Source organism: Pseudoalteromonas shioyasakiensis, from assembly GCF_024518675.1.
Classification (GTDB): Bacteria; Pseudomonadota; Gammaproteobacteria; order Enterobacterales; family Alteromonadaceae; genus Pseudoalteromonas; species Pseudoalteromonas shioyasakiensis_B.
The window spans coordinates 25,227-49,972 of sequence record NZ_JANIGL010000003.1 but is presented as its reverse complement, the minus strand read 5'-3'; the positions used below and the strand labels follow the sequence as shown (position 1 = coordinate 49,972).

23 protein-coding genes are annotated in these 24,746 nt (G+C 39.7%); 15 read left to right on the top strand and 8 right to left on the bottom strand.

The window, feature by feature from the left end; genetic code table 11:
* Positions 1 to 31 precede the first annotated feature (31 nt).
* Together NQT69_RS09725 and NQT69_RS09720 are read right to left on the bottom strand one after the other, a co-directional pair.
* Positions 32 to 907: a FecR family protein gene (locus NQT69_RS09725; protein WP_256827484.1), complete on the bottom strand. Its 876-nt coding sequence runs from the start codon at positions 905 to 907 to the stop codon at positions 32 to 34.
* A gap of 60 nt (positions 908 to 967) precedes the next feature.
* The gene (locus NQT69_RS09720) at positions 968 to 1,507 is read right to left on the bottom strand and encodes an RNA polymerase sigma factor (RefSeq protein ID WP_256827483.1); all 540 of its coding nucleotides are present in this window, start codon (positions 1,505 to 1,507) and stop codon (positions 968 to 970) included.
* A gap of 219 nt (positions 1,508 to 1,726) precedes the next feature.
* Between NQT69_RS09720 and NQT69_RS09715 the strand changes: the two genes are divergently transcribed.
* Together NQT69_RS09715 and NQT69_RS09710 are read left to right on the top strand one after the other, a co-directional pair.
* Positions 1,727 to 4,495 carry a TonB-dependent receptor gene (locus NQT69_RS09715; protein WP_256827482.1) on the top strand — a complete coding sequence of 923 codons (2,769 nt, stop codon included), beginning with the start codon at positions 1,727 to 1,729 and terminating at the stop codon, positions 4,493 to 4,495.
* A gap of 75 nt (positions 4,496 to 4,570) precedes the next feature.
* A complete protein-coding gene (locus tag NQT69_RS09710; RefSeq protein WP_256827481.1) occupies positions 4,571 to 6,400 on the top strand; it encodes a metallophosphoesterase family protein in 1,830 nt (609 codons plus the stop codon).
* Between the two features lie 182 nt (positions 6,401 to 6,582).
* On the opposite strand, the gene katG is transcribed toward NQT69_RS09710, so the two are convergent.
* The gene (gene katG, locus NQT69_RS09705; RefSeq protein WP_256827480.1) at positions 6,583 to 8,760 is read right to left on the bottom strand and encodes a catalase/peroxidase HPI; all 2,178 of its coding nucleotides are present in this window, start codon (positions 8,758 to 8,760) and stop codon (positions 6,583 to 6,585) included.
* Positions 8,761 to 9,120: 360 nt separating this feature from the next.
* Here katG and NQT69_RS09700 point away from each other — a divergent pair, with 360 nt between their 5' ends.
* Genes NQT69_RS09700 through NQT69_RS09690 form a run of 3 tightly spaced genes read left to right on the top strand, consistent with a single transcriptional unit; the run spans position 9,121 to position 11,293 of the window.
* A complete protein-coding gene (locus tag NQT69_RS09700; protein ID WP_256827479.1) occupies positions 9,121 to 9,741 on the top strand; it encodes a MarC family protein in 621 nt (206 codons plus the stop codon).
* 54 nt (positions 9,742 to 9,795) lie between these two features.
* Positions 9,796 to 10,458 (top strand): YoaK family protein, encoded by a 663-nt coding sequence (locus NQT69_RS09695; protein ID WP_256827478.1) that lies wholly within the window; start codon positions 9,796 to 9,798, stop codon positions 10,456 to 10,458.
* 13 nt (positions 10,459 to 10,471) lie between these two features.
* Positions 10,472 to 11,293 (top strand): alpha/beta hydrolase, encoded by an 822-nt coding sequence (locus NQT69_RS09690; RefSeq protein ID WP_256827477.1) that lies wholly within the window; start codon positions 10,472 to 10,474, stop codon positions 11,291 to 11,293.
* Positions 11,294 to 11,340: 47 nt separating this feature from the next.
* On the opposite strand, the gene NQT69_RS09685 is transcribed toward NQT69_RS09690, so the two are convergent.
* Positions 11,341 to 11,793 (bottom strand): GyrI-like domain-containing protein, encoded by a 453-nt coding sequence (locus NQT69_RS09685; RefSeq protein ID WP_256827476.1) that lies wholly within the window; start codon positions 11,791 to 11,793, stop codon positions 11,341 to 11,343.
* A 57-nt stretch (positions 11,794 to 11,850) separates the two neighbouring features.
* Positions 11,851 to 12,735 (bottom strand): LysR family transcriptional regulator, encoded by an 885-nt coding sequence (locus NQT69_RS09680; RefSeq protein WP_256827475.1) that lies wholly within the window; start codon positions 12,733 to 12,735, stop codon positions 11,851 to 11,853.
* Positions 12,736 to 12,838: 103 nt separating this feature from the next.
* On the opposite strand from NQT69_RS09680, the gene NQT69_RS09675 reads away from it, so the two are divergent.
* The 4 genes from NQT69_RS09675 (at position 12,839) to NQT69_RS09660 (ending at position 15,786) form a co-directional block, all read left to right on the top strand.
* A complete protein-coding gene (locus NQT69_RS09675; protein ID WP_256827474.1) occupies positions 12,839 to 13,339 on the top strand; it encodes a lactoylglutathione lyase family protein in 501 nt (166 codons plus the stop codon).
* Positions 13,340 to 13,502: 163 nt separating this feature from the next.
* Complete coding sequence (locus NQT69_RS09670) at positions 13,503 to 13,847, top strand: hypothetical protein (RefSeq protein WP_256827473.1); 345 nt, start codon at positions 13,503 to 13,505, stop codon at positions 13,845 to 13,847.
* Positions 13,844 to 15,454, top strand: coding sequence for a PepSY-associated TM helix domain-containing protein (locus NQT69_RS09665; RefSeq protein ID WP_256827472.1), 1,611 nt, complete (start codon positions 13,844 to 13,846; stop codon positions 15,452 to 15,454). Before NQT69_RS09670 ends, NQT69_RS09665 begins: the two co-directional genes overlap by 4 nt.
* Complete coding sequence (locus NQT69_RS09660; RefSeq protein WP_256827471.1) at positions 15,451 to 15,786, top strand: DUF3325 domain-containing protein; 336 nt, start codon at positions 15,451 to 15,453, stop codon at positions 15,784 to 15,786. The genes NQT69_RS09665 and NQT69_RS09660 overlap by 4 nt, the downstream gene beginning before the upstream one ends.
* A 240-nt stretch (positions 15,787 to 16,026) precedes the next feature.
* On the opposite strand, the gene NQT69_RS09655 is transcribed toward NQT69_RS09660, so the two are convergent.
* Positions 16,027 to 16,563 carry a lipocalin family protein gene (locus tag NQT69_RS09655; RefSeq protein WP_256827470.1) on the bottom strand — a complete coding sequence of 179 codons (537 nt, stop codon included), beginning with the start codon at positions 16,561 to 16,563 and terminating at the stop codon, positions 16,027 to 16,029.
* A gap of 127 nt (positions 16,564 to 16,690) precedes the next feature.
* Here NQT69_RS09655 and NQT69_RS09650 point away from each other — a divergent pair, with 127 nt between their 5' ends.
* From NQT69_RS09650 to NQT69_RS09640, 3 genes are read left to right on the top strand one after another with little or no spacing between them, the layout of a single operon-like run.
* Positions 16,691 to 17,140 (top strand): YaiI/YqxD family protein, encoded by a 450-nt coding sequence (locus tag NQT69_RS09650; RefSeq protein ID WP_256827469.1) that lies wholly within the window; start codon positions 16,691 to 16,693, stop codon positions 17,138 to 17,140.
* Positions 17,137 to 17,676 carry a DUF6942 family protein gene (locus tag NQT69_RS09645; RefSeq protein ID WP_256827468.1) on the top strand — a complete coding sequence of 180 codons (540 nt, stop codon included), beginning with the start codon at positions 17,137 to 17,139 and terminating at the stop codon, positions 17,674 to 17,676. The genes NQT69_RS09650 and NQT69_RS09645 overlap by 4 nt, the downstream gene beginning before the upstream one ends.
* A 34-nt stretch (positions 17,677 to 17,710) precedes the next feature.
* Positions 17,711 to 18,073, top strand: coding sequence for a response regulator (locus tag NQT69_RS09640; RefSeq protein ID WP_256827467.1), 363 nt, complete (start codon positions 17,711 to 17,713; stop codon positions 18,071 to 18,073).
* Between the two features lie 27 nt (positions 18,074 to 18,100).
* Here the strand turns inward: NQT69_RS09640 and NQT69_RS09635 are convergent, their stop codons facing one another.
* Positions 18,101 to 19,402 (bottom strand): BamA/TamA family outer membrane protein, encoded by a 1,302-nt coding sequence (locus NQT69_RS09635; RefSeq protein WP_256827466.1) that lies wholly within the window; start codon positions 19,400 to 19,402, stop codon positions 18,101 to 18,103.
* Between the two features lie 236 nt (positions 19,403 to 19,638).
* On the opposite strand from NQT69_RS09635, the gene NQT69_RS09630 reads away from it, so the two are divergent.
* Positions 19,639 to 22,305, top strand: coding sequence for a CHASE domain-containing protein (locus tag NQT69_RS09630; RefSeq protein WP_256827465.1), 2,667 nt, complete (start codon positions 19,639 to 19,641; stop codon positions 22,303 to 22,305).
* A 15-nt stretch (positions 22,306 to 22,320) separates the two neighbouring features.
* Here the strand turns inward: NQT69_RS09630 and NQT69_RS09625 are convergent, their stop codons facing one another.
* On the bottom strand, positions 22,321 to 22,956 hold the full coding sequence (locus NQT69_RS09625) for a hypothetical protein (protein ID WP_256827464.1): 636 nt from the start codon (positions 22,954 to 22,956) through the stop codon (positions 22,321 to 22,323).
* 171 nt (positions 22,957 to 23,127) lie between these two features.
* On the opposite strand from NQT69_RS09625, the gene NQT69_RS09620 reads away from it, so the two are divergent.
* Both NQT69_RS09620 and NQT69_RS09615 read left to right on the top strand, forming a co-directional pair.
* A complete protein-coding gene (locus tag NQT69_RS09620) occupies positions 23,128 to 23,748 on the top strand; it encodes a fused MFS/spermidine synthase (RefSeq protein ID WP_256827463.1) in 621 nt (206 codons plus the stop codon).
* Positions 23,749 to 23,797: 49 nt separating this feature from the next.
* Complete coding sequence (locus NQT69_RS09615) at positions 23,798 to 24,634, top strand: spermidine synthase (protein WP_372823167.1); 837 nt, start codon at positions 23,798 to 23,800, stop codon at positions 24,632 to 24,634.
* The last annotated feature ends 112 nt before the right edge of the window (positions 24,635 to 24,746 follow it).

Sequence of the window (24,746 nt, the reverse complement as noted above, 5' to 3'; positions counted from 1 at the left end):
CCATAATTTGGGGATAAATAAAACCAACTCATTACTCTATGGGGCTTAAAACAACACTGTCGTCAAATTTAGTGATTTCAAGTTGATTTAATTGCGCTATCAATGTTGCTGCGCCCACAACATCAGTGGTTTTAAAGCGGCCGCTAACGCGTAGATGAGCATCAACATTATTTAACACTAACGGTTTATCGGCATAACGATTAAGTTGAAAAATTGCATCGTTAATTGTTACATTCTCTAAATCTAGCCAGCCAAGTTTCCAGTCTGGGTGCGTTGCTTTAAATGTAGTAACAACAATATCATTATCAATAACACGTGCGCGCTGGCCCTTAACTAGCTCTACTTGCTTTGAATTATTTGCCGTATTAACTGCGACTTTGCCGTGAAATACATCAATTGTTGTTTCCCGTAGGGTTTTATCAACATTAAAAGCTGTGCCTAATACTCTAATTGTAGCGTTGCCTGCATCAATCGTGAATGGACGTCGTTCATCTCGCTTTACTGAAAAGTACGCTTCACCTTTGCTCAAAGTGGCTTGCCTGGTTTTATCGTTCTCATTAAACAGTAAGTTAGTATGCGTATTTAAAGCGACCTCTGTGCCATCCGATAAAGTAATATCAGATGCTTTTGTTGCAAAAAACTGCTGCGCAGCAACAAGTGTAGATGCTTGTTGTGTTGTTGGATCACTTAAGTGAGTTAAGCCAATAAACGCCATAATTAAAGATGCAGCAACCGCGCTGCCCCACATCAATAAAGGATTCTTTTTATGAGGTGCTATTGCAATAGGTTCATCCAACTTTTGCTGTGAATCTGCTTTTTGTAATGCTTCAAGGAGTGCCGCGTCCTGCCAAATTGCTTTTTCAAGCTGCTCATTACTTTCATCGTTAGGTTTGAATGGGGTATGCATTAAATTTCTCTATCTGTCTTTATTACTAATATAACGACTTAACGTGCACTAAGGGGACAATTAGTCGGCGATAAATGCGCTGATAGCATCTTTGAGCATATCCATAGCGCGTGAAATATGCTTTTTAACCGCCTCTTCTGATAAGCCTAAGCTTTGCGATATTTGTTGACGGCTCTCTCCATGTAGGCGTCTACGTATAAATACATCTCGGCGTAGCGCAGGCATTTGCGCCAATACTTGCTGATACACCTTGAGTCGCTGCTCATGCTCAAGCAGGTTTTCTAGAGAAAGATCATTACTTTGAGGTTCGTGCTCTAGGCTCTCTGGAGATTTCTTTTGTTCTCGATGATGATCAACGGCCAAATGATGTGCCATGCGATAGCCATAAGCTAATGGGTTATCTATATGTGCAGTACATTCAATTTTTAATGCTTTCATTAGCAGTTTTTGAAATAAGTCATCAGCATCTGCATCGTCACCAACCCCACGACGAAAAAAACTTTTCAATGCATCTTGGTTGGCAATAAAGCATTTCACAAGTGGTCTATTTTGTTTGCCTTGTTCGCTTATTGGTAATGGCGATGTCTGTGTTTGCGGCATTATTTTTATCGTTATCTATAGCGTTAGGTTCTTTAATAGACGCTCATACTAGAGCAAAGGTGACACCTTTTTTATGATGATTTAATGACACTTTTATGATGTCGTTGTCGTAAAACCGACACAAAAACTTCATCGAATAAATACGTCCCCTATTAATTTTAAGCTGCGTCATTAGAAGCGAAATCAATTTAAAGTCGTAATACTTACAACAGGAACAACATGATGACTAAGCGAGTTTTTACATTATCACCTTTAGCACTAGCATTAAGCGCACTGTTCGTCGCACCTGCATATGCGCAAGACACTGAAAATGAAGAACAAGCGATGGAGCAAATCGTCGTAACAGGTAGCTACATTAAGAGTTTAGAAAAAGCGATAGATTTAAAGCGTGAGAACATCGGTTTTTCAGATTCAATAGTGGCGTCAGATATTGCTGACTTCCCAGAGCAAAATTTAGCTGAAGCGCTACAACGTATGCCAGGTGTAACCATTGAGCGTAACAAGGGGTTAGGCCAAAAAGTTAATGTACGTAGCTTACCAAGCGAGTTTACATTTGTATCAATTAATAATCTTGCTACTGCGTCAGGTAGTGGTGGCCGAGATGTCGAATTTGATATGTTTGCTTCTGAGATTATTCAAAGTGTTACGGTGAAAAAATCGCCGACGGCTGCTGATGAAGAAGGCGGTATTGCGGGCTCTGTTGCAATTACAACAGCACGGCCATTTGATTATGAAGGACGCAAATTAGTGGCATCCGTTGAAGGTGCTTACAACGAAATTTCTGAACAAACAGATCCTAAATTTGCATTTCTAGCGAGTAATACGTTTGGTGATTGGGGGGCTCTTGCTTCGATAGCTTATTCCGAGCGAACAAATCGTACAGATAGTAACTCTGGAATAGATTTTCGTCCGCTTTCACGCTGGTTAGAAAAATCAGGTTCATCACAATGGCAGTCAGATCAAGCTGCGGACGTACTAGAGCGAGATACGGGAATTACGATTAATGACCGCTTCGACAGCGATGAAACCAGTCGAGTGGTGTTTTTAAATAAAGTAGGCGATCGTTCCTATTTAACGGAGCAAGAAAAGTGGGGAGCAACACTTTCATTACAATATAAACCGAGCAGCGAATTTAGTTTAACTTTTGACGGACTATTAGGGAATTTTGACGATCATGAGGATGAGTATGATGCTGCTGCCTATGCTGCTTCAAGTGTTAGCTCTTTAGAGCGCGTAAATCAATACGACAGTTCAACCTTAAGTGATTATGGTATTACTGTTTTAACCGATGTTGATTATGCCGCGACTCAACATGAGTTCCTAAGTAAAGAAAACAGCAGTGATACAGATTACCAACAATTCAGCATTGCAATGGATTGGCTAATTGGTAATTGGGATATCAATGGTTTAATTGGTTACAGTGGTGCGGATAAATCAATTGAGTCGACAAACTTAAAGCACACAGCCTATCGTGCAACTCGTTCGCGTTATACTAGTACCGGTGCAGAGACTATTCCAAGTGATAGCGCAGATACTTTTGATATGTATAATTCTCCAGAAGCTTATTTATTTGACTACAATGAAGTTAATCGTGAGGCTATTTCAGATGATAAATATGCTGCGCAATTAGATTTCACTCGTCAGTTAAATTTAGAGTTTTTCCCTGCGTTAACCAAAGTGCAATTTGGCGCACGGTACACTGATAAATCAAAAGAGCGTAATTACGGTTCTAATCGAGTAACAGGCCCCTCAGAAGGTGATACATCGTGGGTGGGTACGCGTACCTTAGCTGATAGCGAGCTGACAAGTATTACAGATCTGGTAAATGGTGGCGAGTACTTATCTGAAGTACCATCCAAGCAAGGTTGGAGTCAAGTTTCAAATAGTTATGCTCGCGATCAACTTAGATATGATGGCTTTGGGGTAGACTTTGAACCAGACCAATACTATCAAGTCGAAGAGAAAACCACGGCAATTTATGCAATGGCTGACTTTGCTTTCGATATCGGCGATATGCCTGCAACGCTAAATACAGGCGTGCGTTATATTGATACTGATGTAAATTCATCAGGTTACCATCAGGTTCAAAATGATGACGGTACAACAAACTACACTTCAGAGCCAGTTTCAAAAAGTGGTAACTACACCGACTTACTGCCAAGTATTAACTTTACTCTTGAACTTAATGATGACCTAGTTCTGCGAGCTGCGGCATCTGAAACACTCATGCGCCCAGCTCTAACAGATATTGCTTATAAACGCACAGTGAGTTTGAGTGAGTTTAAATATCGTGATGGCAATCCAGATCTTCAACCAACTTATGCCGACCAATGGGAAGTGGGCCTTGAATGGTATTTAGAAGAAGGTGGATTACTTGCTGTTTCATACTTTGAAAAAGAAATTGAAGGTGTTGTTCGGGAATCCCTCACCGGTGTAGTTGAAGGTGTGACTAAGTACAATGATAACGGTACTGTTGATGGTGTTTATGATTTTGATGTTTATCAAAAAGTGAATGCTGAGGGTTCGTATGATGTCAGTGGTATTGAGTTTATCGCGCAAATTCCGTTTGTTCGTTTTCACAACATGTTAGATGGGTTTGGTATAAACGCAAACTACACGACATTAGATAATTCACTAACGGGTGCATCTGATCTAGGTATTCCAACACCGCCAGAAGGTCTCGCTGATGAAACCTATAACCTGACTTTTTATTATGAGAATGAGAGCTTTGATGCGCGTATTTCGTATAACTACAAAGACAAGTATGTTGAGTATATTGAGCGTGATATGTACCCAGTTTATCGTGATGCTTACGGGCAAACAGATATTTCATTAGGTTACAATATTAATGACTCTATGAAGGTAACGCTTGAAGGTATTAATATCACTGACGAAGAAACCACAGGTTATACTCTTGATCCTGCTTTCCCGACTATGTATGAGTTCTCAGGTCGACGTGTATCGTTAGGCTTTAGAGCTATTTTTTAATTATAAAAACTCATATTGCCGGGAGTCTGTACGCTCTCGGCTTTTTTGTTTTAAATATGATAGCAGGGCATTTTTATGAAGTTATTGCTACCTTTAATACTGTGCATAGTTACTACAACATTACATGCTACTCCACTAAGTAATACGCAAATAGCCTTTGTGCCGGATATTCATTTTCATGATATTTATGGTGATTTTTCAACAGAAGGGTTTGCAGGCATTGAATTAGGTAAAGCAGAAAAGCCTGTAAGTATTCGTAGTATGCAGGCGCAGATCCATTCAACCCGTTTATTTAATGAAAATTACTTTGCGTTAATTGCCACATTAGATGACATTGCGGCTAAAGGTGTGAAGTTGGTCGCACTACCGGGGGATTTCACTGATGACGGTCAACCAATACATTTACAGGGCTTAAAAGCTATTCTTGATAGTTACGCAAAAAACCATGGTATGCGCTTTTTTGCTATTCCAGGTAATCACGATCCAGTTAAACCATTTAAAAGCGCAGGCGGTAAAGCTGACTTTTTGGGCCAGCAAGGCCAGCAAGTGGGGATTTATTCCACTGATCACCCTCGTTGTAAAGCATCGATAAAAGAGGAGCATGGGTTGATATGCAGCGATAAAATAGCCCATGCAGGTTATAAAGGCATAGTAGAAATAATGGGATCGTTTGGTTTGTTACCTGATAATCGTGATTTACTGTGGGAAACACCCTTTGGTAAAGAGGATTCACTGGCTGAGCGTCGTTATTCCCAATGTGCAAAGAATGACAACAATAGATGTAAGCTAGTACCTGATACCAGTTATTTAGTTGAGCCTATGAAGGGACTTTGGTTGCTTGCTATAGATGCCAATGTATATATCCCGCAGTTTAAAAATGGCACTATAGTTTTTCAAGGTTCAGGTAATGCAGGTTATAACAAGGTACTGACTGAGAAACCTTTTTTATTAGACTGGATCACGGAAATCGTTGAGCGTGCTAAGCAGCAAAATAAAACATTGATAGCATTTAGCCACTTTCCGATGGGGGAGTTTTACGATGGTCAAACTCGGTCGATTAAATCGTTATTTGGTGATACGGCTTTTCAGTTAGCCCGCGAACCTAACAGTGATACACGAAAACTACTCGCCGAAACAGGCTTGAAACTGCACATTGGCGGGCATATGCATATGAATGACACATCGGTCATTGAGAGCGAACATAACACTCTGTTTAATATTCAAGCCCCGTCTATTGCAGCATACCGCCCTGCTTATAAGTTAGTCACACTTGATAAACAGCTAGCAAAAGTAGATACAATTACTATTGATAATGTTGCCCAGTTTGACCTACTTTTTAGTGCTTACCAAAAAGAGCATGATTACCTTATAAAAAACAATCCAGAGCAAGCTTGGGATGACATTATTTTAACGGCCAAGGACTATCACAGTTACAGTAAAATGCATTTACACGCATTGGCGCAGTGGCGGTTTATTCCTAAAGAATGGCCACAGGACTTTCGTGAGCAAATATTGAATATGTCGCTATTAGAGGTCATGGTTTTGTTTAGCGATGATAGTCAGTTATCTAAAGCACAACGCCAAGGCTTACAGGCTAAAACAGTCCTAGATTTTATCACTGACTTTTACTTAGTGCGCAATGCTGGATCACTTGCATTTGCTGATATTAACCAAGCAACTCAGCAAACTTATCAAACAATGGCAAATATATTAAGTAACAATACAAGATGCACCGCTAGCAGTGACAATAAAGGTAAAAACCTTTGTCAGTTAAGAACAGCTCTAACTCAAGCATTCAGTATTTACGATAATCTTAATCATGCGCTGCCAGATAAATGCTTAATTATTGATATGTCAGAAAATAAGTCGTTGCAAAACTGTGCCGAGGATACTGTATCGACATAACTGCGGCTTTAATAATTTTCATTATGTAATGGGGGTTTACAGTCTTCGGTATATGTCGTTGTGAACTACCCATCAACGCCGCTTCGCGTCGAACAATGGGTTTTCTCGGAAGGATTCGATAAATAAAAAAGCGCGAGAATGTAAACTCTCGCGCTGTTTTTTAAATGGGTTTAGTGCTTTAGTTAAATATCGAAGCGGTCGGCGTTCATTACTTTAACCCAAGCTTTTACAAAGTCTTGTACAAAACGCTGTTTGTTATCGTCTTGGGCATAAAACTCAGCAAGTGCTCTTAGAATAGAGTTTGAACCAAACACTAAATCAACACGAGTTGCCGTCCATTTAGTGTTGCCGGTGCTGCGATCTACGATATTAAAGGTCGTTTTACTTGCAGGCTCCCAGCGGTTGTTCATATCAGTTAAATTAACAAAGAAATCATTTGTTAAAGTCCCTACATTATCTGTGAATACACCGTGTTGGGTTGCACCGTGGTTAGTGCCAAGCATACGCATACCACCCATTAGTACCGTGACTTCAGGGGCTGTAAGGCCCATCAATTGGCTTCGCTCTAATAGTAGCTCTTCTGGGGATACAGAATAATCTTGTTTTAACCAGTTTCTAAAGCCATCATGAATTGGCTCTAATACATCAAACGATGCGGCGTCTGTCATGTCGTCAGTTGCATCACCACGTCCAGGAGCAAAAGGTACGGTAATGTCATAACCCGTTGCTTTAACTGCTTGCTCAACGGCTGCGGTACCAGCAAGCACAATTAAGTCCGCTAAACTAACAGGCTTGCTTAAATCAGCTTGTACTTTTTCAAGCGCAGTGAGCACTTTAGCTAAGCGCTCTGGCTCATTACCTTGCCAATCTTTTTGCGGGCTTAAGCGAATACGTGCACCATTGGCACCACCACGGTGATCTGAGCTTCGATAAGTACGAGCACTGTCCCATGCTGTGCTGATCAAATCATTCGCTGCGATACCACAATTAAGTAGTTTAGTTTTAAGTTCACTAATTTCAGTATCCGATAACGTGTAATCTACACTTGGGATAGGGTCTTGCCAGATTAAATCTTCACTTGGTACATCAGCGCCTAAGTAACGTGCTTTAGGGCCCAAGTCACGGTGAGTGAGTTTAAACCAAGCACGGGCAAATACGTCGCTAAAATACTCAAAATCATCGTTAAATCGTTCGATAATCTTACGGTACTCAGGATCCATCTTCATTGCCATATCGGCATCGGTCATAATGGGGTTTAAGCGAATTGATGGGTCTTCAACATCAACGGGTTTATCCTCTTCTTTGATATTTACCGGTTCCCATTGCCATGCACCTGCTGGGCTTTTTGTTAACTCCCAATCGTAATTTAATAGCAGGTAGCAATAACCATTGTCCCATTTGGTCGGGTGTGTGGTCCATGCGCCTTCAATACCAGATGTCATAGTGTCGCGGCCTATGCCACGTGTTTTATGGTTGTTCCAACCAAGGCCTTGCTCAAATATATCAGCAGCTTCTGGCTCTGGGCCTACGTTTTCTTCACTGCCATTACCATGAGTTTTACCAACGGTATGACCACCGACTGTAAGCGCTGCCGTTTCTTCATCGTCCATCGCCATACGGGCAAAGGTCTCGCGCACTTGCGCTGCCGTTTTTAATGGATCAGGTTGGCCATTTACCCCCTCAGGGTTAACATAAATTAAGCCCATTTGTACTGCAGCTAAAGGGTTGTCCATGGTGTCTGGTTTAGTTAAATCACCATAGCGGTCGTCACTAGGTGCAAGCCACTCTTTTTCAGCACCCCAATAAACGTCTTTTTCTGGGTGCCAAATATCTTCGCGGCCGCCGGCAAAACCGAAGGTTTTTAAGCCCATTGATTCGTAGGCCATATTACCGGCCAGAATAATTAAGTCAGCCCATGATAATTTATTGCCGTATTTTTTCTTGATAGGCCACAGTAAGCGACGGGCTTTATCAAGGTTGGCATTATCTGGCCATGAGTTTAACGGCGCAAAACGCTGGTTTGCGGTGCCACCACCGCCACGTCCATCCGCTAAACGATAAGACCCCGCTGAATGCCAAGCCATGCGGATCATTAAACCACCATAGTGGCCCCAGTCAGCAGGCCACCATTCTTGGCTTTGCGTCATGAGGTTTTTTAAATCAGTTTTTACCGCTTCAAGATCTAATTTTTTAAACTCTTCGGCATAATTAAAATCATCACCGTAGGGATTAGTTTTTGTGTCGTGTTGATGAAGAATGTCGAAATTTAATGCGTTCGGCCACCAATCAGTGTTGGATTTAGACGATTGTGTGTTACTACCGTGCATGATTGGGCATTTGCCCGCACCTGAATTGCTCATTTTTAGCTCCTGTATCGGAATGTATAACGCTACCTTAAAAACTACGTTTAAAGTTTAGTTCAAAATAATCAACTTACTATTTAGCTTAATGGGTTGATTATCCTGCCTTATAAAAAGTTCACCTGATAAAATTAATATAGAGGATAAATGTTAAAAAACTAGATCTAGATCAAAGCTTTAAAGCGATTGTAGTCATCAATTAATTAGATAGTGTCAGAAGCAACACTAGCCGTACCTGCATTGCAGTTTAGTTTGCTTACAAAGTGCATTTTTTATTTTTATAAATATTTCGTTTATCTGATCCAAATTATTAATAAAAAGTGTTACTTTCTATACTGTTGTTAAAATAGGGGAAAGTGCATGATTGACTTTGTTGCTGTTTTTATTACTTTTTTTGCGGTTATAGACCCCATCGGCACGGTACCTGTATTTGTGGCTGTGACCGAAAAATACGATGCGAAAACCAAGCGACGTATTGCACTTTTGGCGACATTAGCTTCGGCTGCAGTGTTAATCTTTTTTGTTGTTATTGGCGAAATCATTTTAAAAGCGTTGTCTATTCCATTACCTGCATTTCAAATATCGGGTGGGATTGTTTTATTCTTATTTGCTTTGAGCATGATTTTTGGTGACAGCAAGCCCGAAGAAGAACTTAAGCGATTTGTGAAGTCAGATAGAGAAACGGCAATTTACCCTATTGCTGTTCCTTCAATAGCTAGTCCAGGGGCCATTTTAACCGCTGTATTGTTAACCGAAAATGCTATTTTTAGCCTTTGGGAACAATTACAAACTGCGTTAGTGATGCTGTCTGTTTTAATTGTGGTATATATATTAATGCTGCTATCTGGCTATATCAGTAAAGTAATTGGCAGCAGTGGCGCCAGTGTTATTAGCCGTGTGATGGGGCTAATTTTATCGGCAATTGCGACTACAAATATACTCACAGGGTTTAGCGAATATTATAAATTAGTATCCACATGATTTGTATGTAAGTACTAGCAAACTACAAGTTATATATAATAATTAGGGATTTGTGTGATCAAAAAGTTGCCCCGTTGGGTTGAGTATGGCTCATTTATACTTGCTTTAGTTGCTGGGCTGGTAAACGCTATTGGCTTATTAGGGTTCAAACATCAATCGGTTTCTCACCTATCAGGTACAGCGACTTCATTTGGCTCAGGTTTGGTTAATTCAAACATTAGTGATGTTCTGGAACTTGGTTTTATTTTAGCTAGCTTTTTAATCGGCTCAATTATATCTGGGTTGTTTTTACGCAGTGGATCGCTAAAGTTAGGCCATAACTATAGTGGGTTATTAGTACTTGAAGCATTGCTTTTATTTGCTGCAGTATACTTTTTATCAAATGACTGGGTACATGGACATTATTTTGCGTCAGCGGCATGTGGGTTGCAAAATGCCCTTGCAACTACCTTTAGCGGCGCGGTTGTTCGTACTACCCATGTGACCGGTATTTTTACTGATTTAGGCATTATGATTGGCGCAAGGCTGCGTGGTGAACCGTTTGATAAGAGAAAGGCTTTTCTTTTTTCACTGATCATAGCAGGGTTTGTTTCAGGAGGGGCGTGCGGAGCGTACTTGTTCAATTTCTTTCAGTTTAATGCGCTATTTATTCCTGCGCTTATTTGCATTTGCTTAGCGTTATCGTACTCAATTTATAGCGCTAAATTTAAACAATAAAAATAGGGTCAGTATGAGGCAGTTTCTTTTTATTTTTATATCACTTGCTAGTTTTACCATTAGTGCGGAACACTCTTATGAGGTTCCACGAAGTAAAGTGGTTGAGGTGGTTGATCACAATACTAAGCTCAGTTACTCCCTATCTATAAAATTGCCTCGAAGTTACAAAGCTAAATCTGATAAAACATACCCAGTGGTTTACTTACTTGACGGCTCGTATGCGTTTCAAGTGGCATCGGGAGCTACCCGTTTCCCTATGAATAGCGGCGCTATGGATGAAGCTATACTCGTTGCAATAGGTTATTCGCAAGGCTCTAAAGGATCATCAAGCCGAATACGTGATTACACCCCGAGTAAAGCCAAGGATTGGCAGCTCGAAACCGGTAAAGCCGCGCAACACATCGATTTTATTGCTGATGTGGTGTTTACGCATATAAACGCTAACTACCGCGTTAATCCAAAGCAACGTACTTTAGTGGGAAATTCTCTTGGCGGTTTATTTGCCGCTTATGTGCTTTTTACTCAGCCGGACTTATTTAGCAGTTATATTATTGGTAGTCCGTCGGTGTGGTTTGATAATGAGGTGATTTTATCTCAGCCAATCACAGCACCTAAGCAAGAAATTAAAGTCTATATATCAGTAGGTAGTAAAGAAACCCCTAAGTTTGGTGAAGGTCAAAATATGGTTGCGGGAGCTAACAAGCTTGCGACTAAGATACGTCAAAATGGCAGTAAGCATATTAAGTTGCAGGTTAATTTTATTGATGGGGCTAAACATAGTACGGCATTTCCAACGACGCTAATTCAAGGGCTTGATTGGCTTTATGGAAAATAGTTAACACAGCTAGGTTGGGGTATATATAACCTAGCTGCTTTGTATTGTTACTCCGCTTTTATGGCAATTGCTATTTCAACCTCAGAATCGCTTTTATAATATTCAAAGTCGCTGGTATAGGTGCGTTGGTGTGCGCAATCTTCACTACTAAAGTATTGCCAAATTTCACCCCACAAGTCGATAACAGCATCAGGCATTTCGCCTTCCCCATTGAATACTAAATAACGGCTTTCTTTAGTGGCAACATTTATTGAATCCGCTACTTTAATATTTTTATCATCACAGCAGGCTATGACATCAAAGTCACCTGTCATATCCGTATCATAATTTGTATAAACACCATAAACCTTTGTATCAGCGGTGAGTTTTGGGCCATACTTTTGGCCAAATGCTTGCCATAAATCTGCTATTTTTGCCGTGTCGGTATTCATTTCATTAGCATTACAGGTGCGTACTTTTAACCCTGTCAGGCTCATACTTTTAAGTTGCTTTATTTGCATACCGGCTATCCTTTATGTGAGTTCATATATCAACTTAACAGAAATTACAGTAAAGGTTTACTTTATCGGCTGAGTATTTATGGTTTTAATCGCATCAATAACAGTATGCATGCGTTTAGCTAATGGCCGATTTCTATGGTGGCACACATAAATAGATTCGTTAATTGGGTTGGCAAGGTGGTGAACCTTAATGAGCTCGGGTTTATTAAAAGCTCCAACAGCATGAGCAGGTAAGACCGTGAAACCAAAGCCGAGGCTAACTGGCTCTAAAATTAAGCTGATTTGGTTTGAAAACCCAGTACGCTTAATTTGGCCAATATGCTCAAACTCTGGGTAGTTTTCGCTTAGTAAGAGCTGAGCGTGGTGTTTTGCGTCTGGGTGGCTAATAAAACCTAGGTCGCATAAAGCTTGCCAAGTCGGCGACTCACAAGTTACCGGGGTTATTAATAATAGTGCTTCTTGACCAACTTTGTGGCTTGTCACCTCACTCAAGGTAGGGGCTTGTGTTAAAAAACCAATATCAGCATTGTGATTAGCAACGGCATGCTCGACACTTTCATTTGGCGCAAATCGATAATCTATCGTCAGATGCTGATGTTTCGTTTGTAACGTAAGTAATTGAGCATAAAATTTTAGCCCGCAACTGCCGGGGGATTGCACCTTTACATTGCCATTATAAGGGGAATCACTATGCAGCTCTTGTTCTAAAAACTGCCAATCTTTAAGTAGCTGGCTGCCCTTGTTATATAAGCTTTGTCCTTGAGCCGTTAAGGTAAATTGTTTGCCGTGGCGTTCAAGCAGTTGGCAGTCAAGCTGCTGTTCTAGCTTTTTGATATGTTGGCTTACTCCTGATTGCGTCATAAACAGGCGCTCGCTAGTACGAGTAAAGTGATTTACTTCAACAAGTGTGCAAAAGGTATTTAGCCAAACAGGATTTATCATTACAAATTGTACTCATAATTATGTTTAATGATAATTTTACTTAATGGTTGATTGTTCGTAAAGTGGCCTTTCTCGTATTTTATATGCAACAGGAGCACAGTTTATGAGTAATGTTTATCCACGTAATTTTTCACATATTGGTATTTCGGTACCAGATCTTGAAAAAGCGGTTGAGTTTTATACTCAAGTTTTAGGTTGGTATTTAATTATGAAGCCAACTGAAATAGTTGAAGACGATAGCGCTATTGGTGAAATGTGTACTGATGTATTTGGTGCAAACTGGGAGAAATTTCGTATCGCACATTTATCGACAGGCGATCGTATTGGCGTTGAGTTATTTGAATTCAAAAACCAAGAAAACCCAGAAGATAACTTTGAATACTGGAAAACAGGTATTTTTCACTTTTGTGTGCAAGACCCTAATGTTGAAGAGCTTGCTGAACGCATTGTTGCCGCTGGCGGTAAAAAGCGTATGGCCGAGCCGCGTTACTATTACCCAGGTGAAAAGCCATATCGTATGATCTACATGGAAGACCCATTTGGTAATATTTTAGAGATTTACAGCCATAGTTATGAGCTTATTTATAGTGAAGGTGCCTACTAAGTTTTTTTGATTAGATCATATTTTTACTTAGTAAAAATATGATCTATGAAGTTTATTAAGTCGAATTATCGTGAAGTTAAATACGAATCACTATCTTTTCTGAACCCAAAATATATAATACCCTTTTTATTCGTTTCCCATTATGGGTTTTAAGGGATTATTTATGCATGCCCAATCACAAAAAAACAGCCAATTACTTATGTTGGTTGCTAAAATTAGTCAATACTATCAATCATATGCATATCAGCTTGCTGTTGTTTCTCGGTTTTTTGCGGCCATTGTAGGGGGTTACCTTTTTACCAGCGTATTTACTGCTTTAATGAGTATAACTTTACCACTAAAAAAATCAGACGCCGTACTTTTAAGTATCAGCCTGACTATTTTTATTTATAGCTGTGTTTTTATTTGGGTATTTGCTGTTAAGTCTTTAAAAACTATTTGGATCACAATTTTACTAACATCATCAGCATGCGGGTTGAGCATTGCCTTATTAAAGGGTTGGTTATGAAAGATAGTTTTTTTCGCTCCATGACATGGATGCATACTTGGGTTGGCCTACTGGTATGCTGGTTACTGTATTTAATCTTTTTTGCCGGAACGGTTAGTTTTTTCCGTGATGAGATAACACTTTGGAGCAAACCTGCGTTACATGACGCTCACGTGCCGCAAGAGCGTATCGGGCTTCAGCATCAACAAATAATAGCGGGAGTTGAATACTTAAAAACGGTAGCGCCAGAGTCAAATCGTTGGGGAATTTACCTGCCGAGCGAGCGCGAACCTTGGCTGATATATGCGTATGAAAAACCCCGCCCTGAAGGGAAGCGTTTTGGTGGTTGGAACGATTACTATATTAATCCAGAAACAGGTGCGCCGATACAGCAGCCTAGAGAAACCAAAGGCGGTAACTTTTTTTACCGGCTGCATTTTGATCTGCACTATATTGATGTACGCACAGCGCGCTGGATAGTGTGTTTTGCAAGTTTATTTATGTTGGTGGCACTGATATCTGGGGTTGTGATTCATAAACGTATTTTTAAAGATATGTTTAGTTTTAGAAAAAACAAAGGCAGCCGAAGTTGGCTTGATGGTCATAACGTATCGTCAGTTTTAGCTCTACCTTTTCATATAATGATAACCTATACAGGTTTGATAACATTAATATTTATGCTTTTTCCTTATCCGGCAATGACTGCTTATGACAACGGGGTAAGAGGGCTATTTAATGATGTGCTGCCAACCAATGTACGCACTCAGTCAAGTGCCGAAAGTGCCCCATTAGTTGCAGTAGAGACGGTTTTAGATCAAGTTTATACTAACTGGCCTAATGCCGATATAACGCAATTTGCTATTCGCGATCCTAATACTGCGTCTGCCACTATCACGGTTCGTGCTGCGACAGGAACGCAGGTGCGTGATCAAACCCCCACTCTCCTTTTTAATGGTGTGGATGGCAGTTTAATGGCTAAAACACGCGATGAACTTTCTGCCACTGAGGTCTTTTATGACTCTTTAACGGCTTTACATACGGGGCGTTTGGCTAATCCTCTGCTGCGTTGGTTATATTTTCTATGTGGAGTTGCGGGCTGTGTCATGATAGCAACGGGTTGCATTATGTGGGCTAAACGTATTCGTGAGCGGATGAAGAAAGACCAGGTTCCATCATTTGGCTTAAAGCTAGTAGAAGGCTTAAACCTAGCCACATTAATGGGGTTGCCTGTTGCGACCAGCGCATTTTTTATTGCAAATAGGTTATTACCGATAACCACCGCAGAACGTGCTGATAAAGAAATACTGGTGTTTTTTGTGACTTGGCTAGCCGTTGCCTTGTTTGCTTTGTTTAAACGTGCAAAACAGCAATGGATTATGCTTGCGTGGGTCAATTGTATTGCTTGTATTAGCATTTCACTGGTTAATGCACTAACAACAAATGGTAACCTGATTAGCTACGTATTAAACAGCCAATGGGCGCTGTTTAGTTTTGACTTAATGTGCCTAATAAGTGCAGTGTTATTTATTGTTCAAGCCAAAAAATTACGTACTCAACTACATGCCCCAACAGCCCCTTTTCGCGCTAATCGAGCTGGAAAAAGTAATTTAAGGGAGCAAAATACATGAGTGAAATACTGCAATTTAGCCTGTGTTTATTCGCATTTAATTGTTTTGCATTAGCAAAATTTAATCACTATCGTGATGTATTTAAAGTTAGACCAACACAAACGCAAAGTAATCAGTTTGTAGTGGTTGCTTGGATCAGTATTTTACTAAGTTTAGTATTGAGTGTGGTTGAGTATAAAGGCTATGGGGCATTACTTTTTTGTGGTTACATGGCGCTAAGTGTTTTAATTTTAATGATTTTTTATAGTTTTAAAACCTCTTGGGTAAAGGCTATGAGTGTCATCAATATAAGCGTTATTCTATTTAGTGGCTTATTTTTTGCCATTTATTAGTATACGTTGGTAAAAATCTGATCTGCGATAAATCTCACCGCGCAGAAATAAAAAAGGCAAGCCAATCTGGCTTGCCGTTATATCCAAAATCTGGGTATAAATAGTGGGGATACTCATGTCAACACATAGAGTAAGACAGAAACTAGTTACTCTATGGCGTAAATATTAACCTGAATCCATGTCATATTTATTACTTTGATATTACCCTTTTAATACAGCCTGCAATTTTGTAAAGGGGCTTTACGGTTGGGTATTTTGCTCTACCCAAATTAAAGATGTTGCATCAAAACCACGCTGTTTAACTGTCTTTATAAAATCATCTTTTCGTGCTTGAGAAACACTCGGTGTCCGAGATAAAAGCCATAAATAGTCAGTGTTATAACCAGCTACATATGCATATTGATAGTATTGCTTGTCCATTTTAAAAACTACATAGGAGCTGTAAAAGGGGCCAAAAAAAGATACTTTCAAGTGGCCGATATCGGCATTTTCTACAAATTTTGCTTTTCCTTGTGCTTTACTCCATTGTTGCTCAGCATCATTAAAGCCTTGATTCTGTACTGTGACAGATCCATCTTCATTTAATGTATAGTGTGCAGTAACATTGCTTAGACCTTGTTCAAATGAGTGGTCTAATCGAGCAATTTCGTACCATTTCCCTTGGTAGCGTTCTAGCGAAAAGTTATCTACGGGTGTGATATTTTGCGGCAGGCCTGTACAGCCAGAAATCAACACTGTACAGAATAAAACTAGACTGAGAATGAAAGATTTAAGCATAGAGGTTTACCGTGTTTGTTTGTAAAAATAGATTATACGTAACCTATTTGCAAAAAGTTCACTTAGTTCTGGCTGTTAGTTTAGGTGTACGATAGGATCACATTTTTACCAACAAGTGCATAATTAAATGAAGATATGGGTAGATGCCGATGCCTGTCCGGTTGTGATAAAGGAAATTTTATTTCGTGCTGCAGAGCGCACGCAAACCGACACTATTTTAGTAGCGAATCATGCGATGCGAGTGCCGCCATCAAAATATATTAGTCGTGTTCAAGTTTCCTCAGGATTTGATGTGGCTGACGATGAAATAGTAAAACGAGTTGCTGCAAATGATTTGGTGATCACCGGTGATATTCCTTTGGCATCAGAAGTGATTGATAACGGCGCGCAAGCGCTTAACCCTCGCGGTGAGTTATACACCGCAGAGAATATTCGTTCATTACTTAATGTCCGTGATTTTATGGATACGATGCGCTCAAGTGGTGTCGAAATGAATGGCGGGCCACCTCCACTTAGTCAAAGTGACAGGCAAAACTTTGCTAATAATTTAGACCGTATTTTAGCGCAAAAGAAATGACCGATTTATATAACATTGGATTTGGTGATCAAAATTTTAGCATCGCAGTGTATATGGCTAAGCCACCTCCGATGCCAGAGTATAGCAATATGACCACTTTGACTCCGTTAACTTGTGAGCATATCAATACTATTAACCAAGCGTGTGGCAATGATTGGCGCAAAGTGTTTAACGTGTATGCAAAGGTACTATTTGCATTACCAAGTGAGCATTACAGTTTTGCAAAGCTAACCGCCACTTGGCAGCAGTATCGCGATCAGTATTTGCTTCAACACTCGAGTAAAACTGCCCTATTATTTAGCCCGCCAGAGCTAACTAAAGGTGATACGTTGCATATTATTGCAGGGCGCACCCATGCGAAAAACTTAATTAATCAAGCTATGTTAACAGCTCAACTAGATTGGCTAGACGATGAGTTTGCAGTAGATAAAGCCAATAAACTTATTGTCTGCCCTTATTTTGATTATCGTCAATTAAGTAATATTAAAATAGCGCGATTGAGCCAATTAGTAGCTAATTGTTTAGAAAGTAGCTAACCTAAGGTTATCTTCTTTTTGCTTAGCTAACTTAATGAAAATACTTGTAGTTGACGATATGCCCTTGATGCGAAACGTACTGGTTAATATGCTGCGTAAGCTAAATCTAAATGATATCACCGAGGCATCTAATGGCGTTCAGGCATTCACTCTAATGCAACAACAGCATTTTGATTTAGTGATAACAGATTTGCACATGCCTAAAATGGACGGTAAAACCTTACTTAACCGTATTCGTAATGATGAAATATTAAGTGAAATACCTGTTTTGATGGTCACTTGCGAAGATAACAAAGAACCAATTAAAGAGATAATAGCGGCTAAAGTGTCGGGTTTTATTGTGAAGCCGTTTAATTTAAGTACCTTAGAAAAACAACTGAATAAAATAGTGAATTAAGGGGCCTAAGTTTATCAGCCCCTCAATTTAAAATGGTTGGTCAACCATTACCCACATATTGGTGCCTTCATCAGATACCGCTAAATCAGTTCGCACCACAAGCCCAGCCAACATGGCTCTGAGCCCTACACCATAGTCAAATTTAATATCATCAGTTAATGTGCTTAAGTGATATTCAGGAGCCACTCTACCAGCTTCTGCAAACGCTACTAGCTGGAACCAGTCTAGCTTTAAAAACTTAAGCCATTGTACGTCTTCAATAGGGTTATATTTTAAAGTGTGACGATACTCTGCGGTGGTATAGATAGCAGCTTTGTCGTGGAAACGATAAAAATCATAGCCTTTCATGCGCTTAAACCCACCAAGGTTAGCACCTTCATTGTAAGGAGCGGCGTCGGTAATTTGCCGTGTGCCATCTGGGTTAGTGACTAGTTGCCAGCTGGGAGAGTATGCTGTCCAAAAGTTTAACGCTAATACCCGTTGGTGGGCATATTCAGTTTCCCCGAAGGAGAAAAATTTACTGGCGCTAAATTGCCATAAATCCCAATCATAGTCATCATCCCCCCAAGGTGAAGACACCGAATAAGAGATGTATTGGCGACTACCAAAACTTGGGTTAGTCGCAAAATCAGTATTATCGTATAGCAAACCAAACTCTAACGCAGACATATCGCCACTGATTTGCTCTGTTTCATACTCGAAACTTTGAAACCGACTAAAGTATCGCGTCGTTGCCACCATGGCTCCAGAAGTGAGTGGATTCCATTCATGGCCACCTGAAGGTTCTGAGACCAAGATGCCATTTTTAAGCGTATAGTCGATAAGGCCTTTATTTTTTGTTGCGCCAAATGGGAGGGCATATTCTAGCTTCATATCAACCCAGTTTGAGTCGCCATCGGCTTCTAAATATTGTTCATTCGATGACTCATTACTACCGGGCATTATTTCATCTGGAGCAATGGGGACACGTCCTCCAGAGTAAGCGCGTTGATCAGGAAAGTATGCAAATAATCCATTTGCACTTAAATACCAGCGCTCGCTATCGTTAATGCGATAATTAAACACCCCGGCCCAAAAACCATGGCTAATATCACCTTTAAATGCAGTTGCACCTAGGCTCATTTGATCTTGATGCCAACCCTTTAGCATGCCCCCTACCCCTAAATTTAAGCCCATCGTTTCAGAGCTAAAAAAATACGGTAATACTAGGTTTTCTTGCACTTTACTGGGAGTTTCTGTGCGGTTAATGCTCGATTTTACTCGTGTGACATCAGCAAGGCTTGGTGAGCTAATAGCTGCTATAAGTAGCAATGGAATATACTTTTTCAACAATTTGCTTCCTTAAATAAAAGGCGAAAAGGTAATTAATAAAATATAACATAATTTTAAAAACTTGAGTGTTTAAAAATAAAAACACCTAAATATGCACTATTTTGGGAAAAACTAGGTTGGATTTTTTTCTTTGACTATAATCAAAACTTTACCTTTGTAGAGTCGTATTTAATTACCCCATAATTAAGCGGTTTCTACGTTCTTTTTTTGGTATCTTTTTTTGGTAGGAAACTTTGATAAAAATAGCTAAGTCTTTATTGATACCGAGTATTTTCTTATTACTGTTTGGTGTTGTTGTTAATGGTTTTATTTATATCCAGCAAGCAGAGTCATATGAACAGCATGTTGAGCATGCGCTTGATGATAGGCTATTGCAGGTTATCGATGTTCTTAATGAAAGAGTAACACTGTATTCTTATGGCATATTAGGACTTAAGTCGGCGATAAACTCACAACCAAAAAATGAATTTAACTATATAGCGATGTTACGCTATACCCAAAGCCAAGACTTGAAAGAAGCCTTTCCTGGAGCCCGTGGGTTGGGAGTTATTCGCTATGTTGAGGTTGAGCAAGAGGCGCAGTTTATTGCAAGTGCAATACGCGACCGAAAACGTGATTTTGCTATTAGAAAATTGAACGAACATAATGATAGTCGTTTTATTATTCAATATATTGAGCCAGAGTCGCTGAATAAACAGGCGGTTGGTTTAGACATTGGCTCAGAACACAATAGAAGAAAGGCTGCGTTAGCTGCAGCTAAAACAAATAAACCCCATCTGACAGCACCAATAACGTTAGTACAAGCAGATAACCAAGTGAAGTATGGTTTTTTAATTCTTGCACCGTATTATAAAACCGCTATCGCCCCTAAAACACCAGAGCAAAGACTTAAGCAACTGGTTGGCTGGACATACTCCCCATTGCTCATTAATGAAATCATAGACTCTTTAGCATCACTCAAAAGTGATTTAACTTTAACTATTAGTGACATTACAGAAGATCCACAAGCAGCGCCTTTTTACCTCGCTAAAAATAGCAAAGCAACTGCTTATATTGAATCTGCTGAGCAACCTGTCATGTTGTTTGGCCGCCGCTGGCTGGTACACATAGAATCAACGGATGAGTTTGCCAATTCACTCAATTTATTGAGCCCAAGTACAGTGTTAGTAATTAGCTCGGTTATTTCGCTGCTACTTGCCATTGCCTTATTTAACCTTTTGAGCATTATTATTCGTCGTCAAGAGCATGAGAGGCAAACGCGTCTAGCTGAAATCGAAAAAACGCAGCATCTCAAGGAGTTAAATGTAAAACTTGAACAAGAAGTAAAGCTACGAACGCAAGAGACCATCAAGTTTAGCCGATTACAACGCAGTATTGTTAATGCTGCTGGCTACCCAATCGTGGCGATTGATAATAATGGCATTATTACTTTATTTAACCCAGCGGCAGAGCGATTGCTCGGCTATAAAAAAGAAGAACTAATAGGTAAACACAGTCCATTAATTTTTCATGTAAAAGAAGAGTTAGTGACTCGTGCGTGTGAGCTCAGTGACGAGTTACAACAAAATATAAAGCCAGGTTTAGAGTGCTTTGCGGCAAAGGCAAGATTGGGTGAAATCGATACACATCGCTGGACTTATGTCACTAAAGATCAGCGCCATATTCCTATGCGCTTATCAATCACAGGGCTTGGTGAAGTTGATGATGACATGGATGGCTTTTTAGGTATTGCTTATGACCTTACCGAGCAAATAGAACATGAACAGGCGTTGTCAGAAGCCAAAGAAGAAGCAGAAATGGCGAGCCATGCTAAATCAGCTTTTTTAGCAAATATGAGTCATGAAATAAGAACTCCTTTGAATGGCTTATATGGCACGTTACAGCTTTTAAAGGATGAGCCGCATACCGACAGCGGTAGCAACTTACTTGAGAAAGCGATTTACTCAATGAAGGGCTTAAACACCATTATTAATGATATTTTAGACTTTTCCAAAATTGAAGCAGGAAGACTAACCCTTGAAAATCGCCCCTTTAATATAGCAAAAGTAATTGAACATTTACGCTCAGAGTTTTCAGTATTAGCGGTTAATAAAGGCATTGCTCTGGATATATCATCGAGCCTTGTAGATCATTACTGGTTAGGAGATGAGGTTAGGATCCGCCAGATACTACTGAACATTTTATCCAATGCGATTAAATTTACCGAAGTTGGAAATATAGCTGTGCACTTAACACAAGACCAAGCTAATCAAGGAATAATTGTCACTGTTAAAGATTCCGGTATTGGCATGACAGAAGAGTCAGTCAGTAAGTTGTTTTCTCGGTTTGAGCAAGGTGATAAGTCTACTACGCGTAAATTTGGTGGTACAGGTCTAGGTTTATCTATCACAAAATCGTTAGTTGAACTAATGGGTGGCTCAATTAGTGTTGAAAGCCAACTCAATCAAGGATCATTGTTTACCATTCAATTACCATTAGAACGGACTGAAAATACTGATGAAAATCATGAGATTGAACCACTACAGTATAACTTTAACAATGCTGTTATTTTGTTGGCAGAAGATAATGCAATTAACCAGTTAGTTGTCAAAACCATGGTAACTAAAGCACATGCTCAGGTTCACATTGCAAACAATGGTTTAGAAGCTATTGAGTTATTCACAACGCTTTCGCCTGATTTAATTTTAATGGACATTCAAATGCCGAAAATGGACGGTATTGAAGCGTGTAAAAATATAAAAGCTGCTGATTCAGGTATACCCATAATTGCACTTACTGCCAATGCACTCAGTGAAGATCAATTACTTTATAAACGAATAGGTTTCGATAGCTATGTACCAAAACCTGTCGATAGAAATTTGTTGTTGTCGCAGATCTGCATGCTACTTAATAAAGCTTAGTGTTATTTAAAGCGCTTAAAATATAGCAAACCTGCAAAAAACACTTGCGGTGAGGGCAAAAAACACCCATATAGGAAGCTTGGTAGTGTCTGGCTCGTTAGTTGTATCCGTTTGCACTGTGCTAGAGCTATACGACGATGTCTGGCTAACTTTTTGAGCGGGAGCTTTCTCTATTAGCTGTTTTTTTTCTTGATTAATAACAGCCCTCTGTTTCGTAGGCATTTGATTTACAGGTGCGGTATTAGCTGAGCTGTGACTTTCAAACAAAGCCCGTTGCTCTATTTTTAATTCATCACACCACAGCTGCGTAGCTTGGTTAATAGTTGGTTGCGTACAGCGAGGAGGTAGTTGATTAAATTTCTGTAATGTGGTGTCGTTTGACTCACCTGCCTGTGATTTTTCTTGTCCTGCAAAGGAGGAGTGGTTGGAGTTAAAATAACGGCAATATTTTGTATAAGTATCTGCTAAATCAGATTTTTTGTCGATTAATTGTTGTTTGTTTTGTGCTGAGCCATTGCTATTTATCTGTTTTTGTAAATTTTGTTGAGCTTGCTGTAATTGCTCACATGTGGACTGAGAGTAAATTGTTTGCTGTGCTAGTAAGTTGTGGCTGAAAATTAACAGTGTAGGAAATAAAATCCGTTTTATCATTTTGTTTTTTGATTGTATTTATAATGTAGCAAGCCTAGCAGTTTTAGAAATACATGGAAAGTTACAGCAAAACTTAACTTTTAGCCGAATAAAATTCAACCGTTTCCTCTAGCACACTACTGCACATCACGTTAAGATGGCTCTAACATTAAACAACAAGAATTAGAATGAATGTTAAATAAAACCAATGCACTAATTTATCTTTTAGCCTTTAGTAGTGGCTTCAGCATCATGGGGATCGAGTTACTCGGTGGGCGAATTTTAGCGCCGTTTTTTGGCAGCAGCGTGCATATTTGGGGCAGTATTATCACTGTATTTATGCTCAGTTTATCATTCGGTTACTTGCTTGGCGGTAAGCTGTCGATAAAGCAGCCTTCATTAACTAAGTATGGTCTTATCTTTTTAGTGGCAAGCGTTATGGTACTACCGATAGCGCTGTTTGCTGAGCCGATTATGGCATTCATTTTTAGCCATATTGAGGATAGTCGCTATGGCTCACTGATAGCATCGACCGCGTTATTTTTTATTCCAACCATTATTTTAGGCATGATATCGCCCTACTCAGTTCGTTTATTAGTCACTGATAGTGAACATAGCGGGCAAGTGGCTGGCGGCTTATACTTTGTAAGCACATTGGGCAGCGCTCTAGGTACTATCATTACTTCGTTTTACATGGTGCTGGCGTTCGATGTAAACACCATTATTATCGGGTTTGCGAGTTTTATAGGGTGCTTAGGTTTATTAGCTATTGTGGTTGATTCAATCGCTAAGAAGGAACCCGTTTATGCGTAATTACTTTCACCTAATTGCGGTTTTAGCTTTATTCGCAAGTGCGCCGACAATGGCTGATATTATTCATAAGGAACGTTCACTCTATCGCAATATCTTAGTGGAAGAAAATGGTGATTTACGGTGTTTAAAGTTCGACGAAAAAACACGTAAAAGCAGTCAAAGTTGTATGTACATCAGCAAACCGAAAGAGTTGGTTTTTAATTATACTAAGTTGACTTTTGCTAGCTTACTGATGATTGAAAACCCGAAAAACGTGCTCATTATTGGCCTTGGAGGCGGTACTTTATCAAACGTAATACATGAGTTGTACCCCGATGCAGCTATTGAAAATGTAGAAATAGACCCCGCCGTAATTAAAGTTGCTAGAGACTATTTTGATTTTATTGAAACCGATAACGTCACAGCAAAAGTGCAAGATGGGCGTATTTTTATAAAACGGGCAGCGATTAAAAAAGCGCAATATGATTGGATTATTCTTGATGCGTTTAATGGTGATTACATTCCCGAGCACCTGTTAACGAAAGAGTTTTTCACAGAGATAAAAAGTGTGCTTGCGCCCGGTGGTATTGTGGCTGCAAATACCTTTTCATCTAGCAAGCTATATCAACACGAATCTGCAACTTATCATGCTGTGTTTGGTGATTTTATAAATGTAACGACAGAAAAAAACAGTAACCGCATCATTTTAGCGGGGTTTAAGAACGCCCCTTCACAGCAAATAATGGCTAAGCGGGCTGAGCAACTAAGTCCGTTATTATCTCCGTATAACATTGATATTAAAGCCATCAGTCAAGGTATGAAGTCTACCCACGACAATCAAGATTGGCCTAAAGACACCAAAGTATTAACCGACCAATACTCCCCAGCTAATTTACTTAACTTCTGATATAAGACCCTAATAAGTAATTTACTTATTAGGGTGAAACAACAAGATAAAGCAAATATTTACTTAGCCTGCTAACTAATGTTAAACTAGTTAGCATGCTAACTAAGTGAGG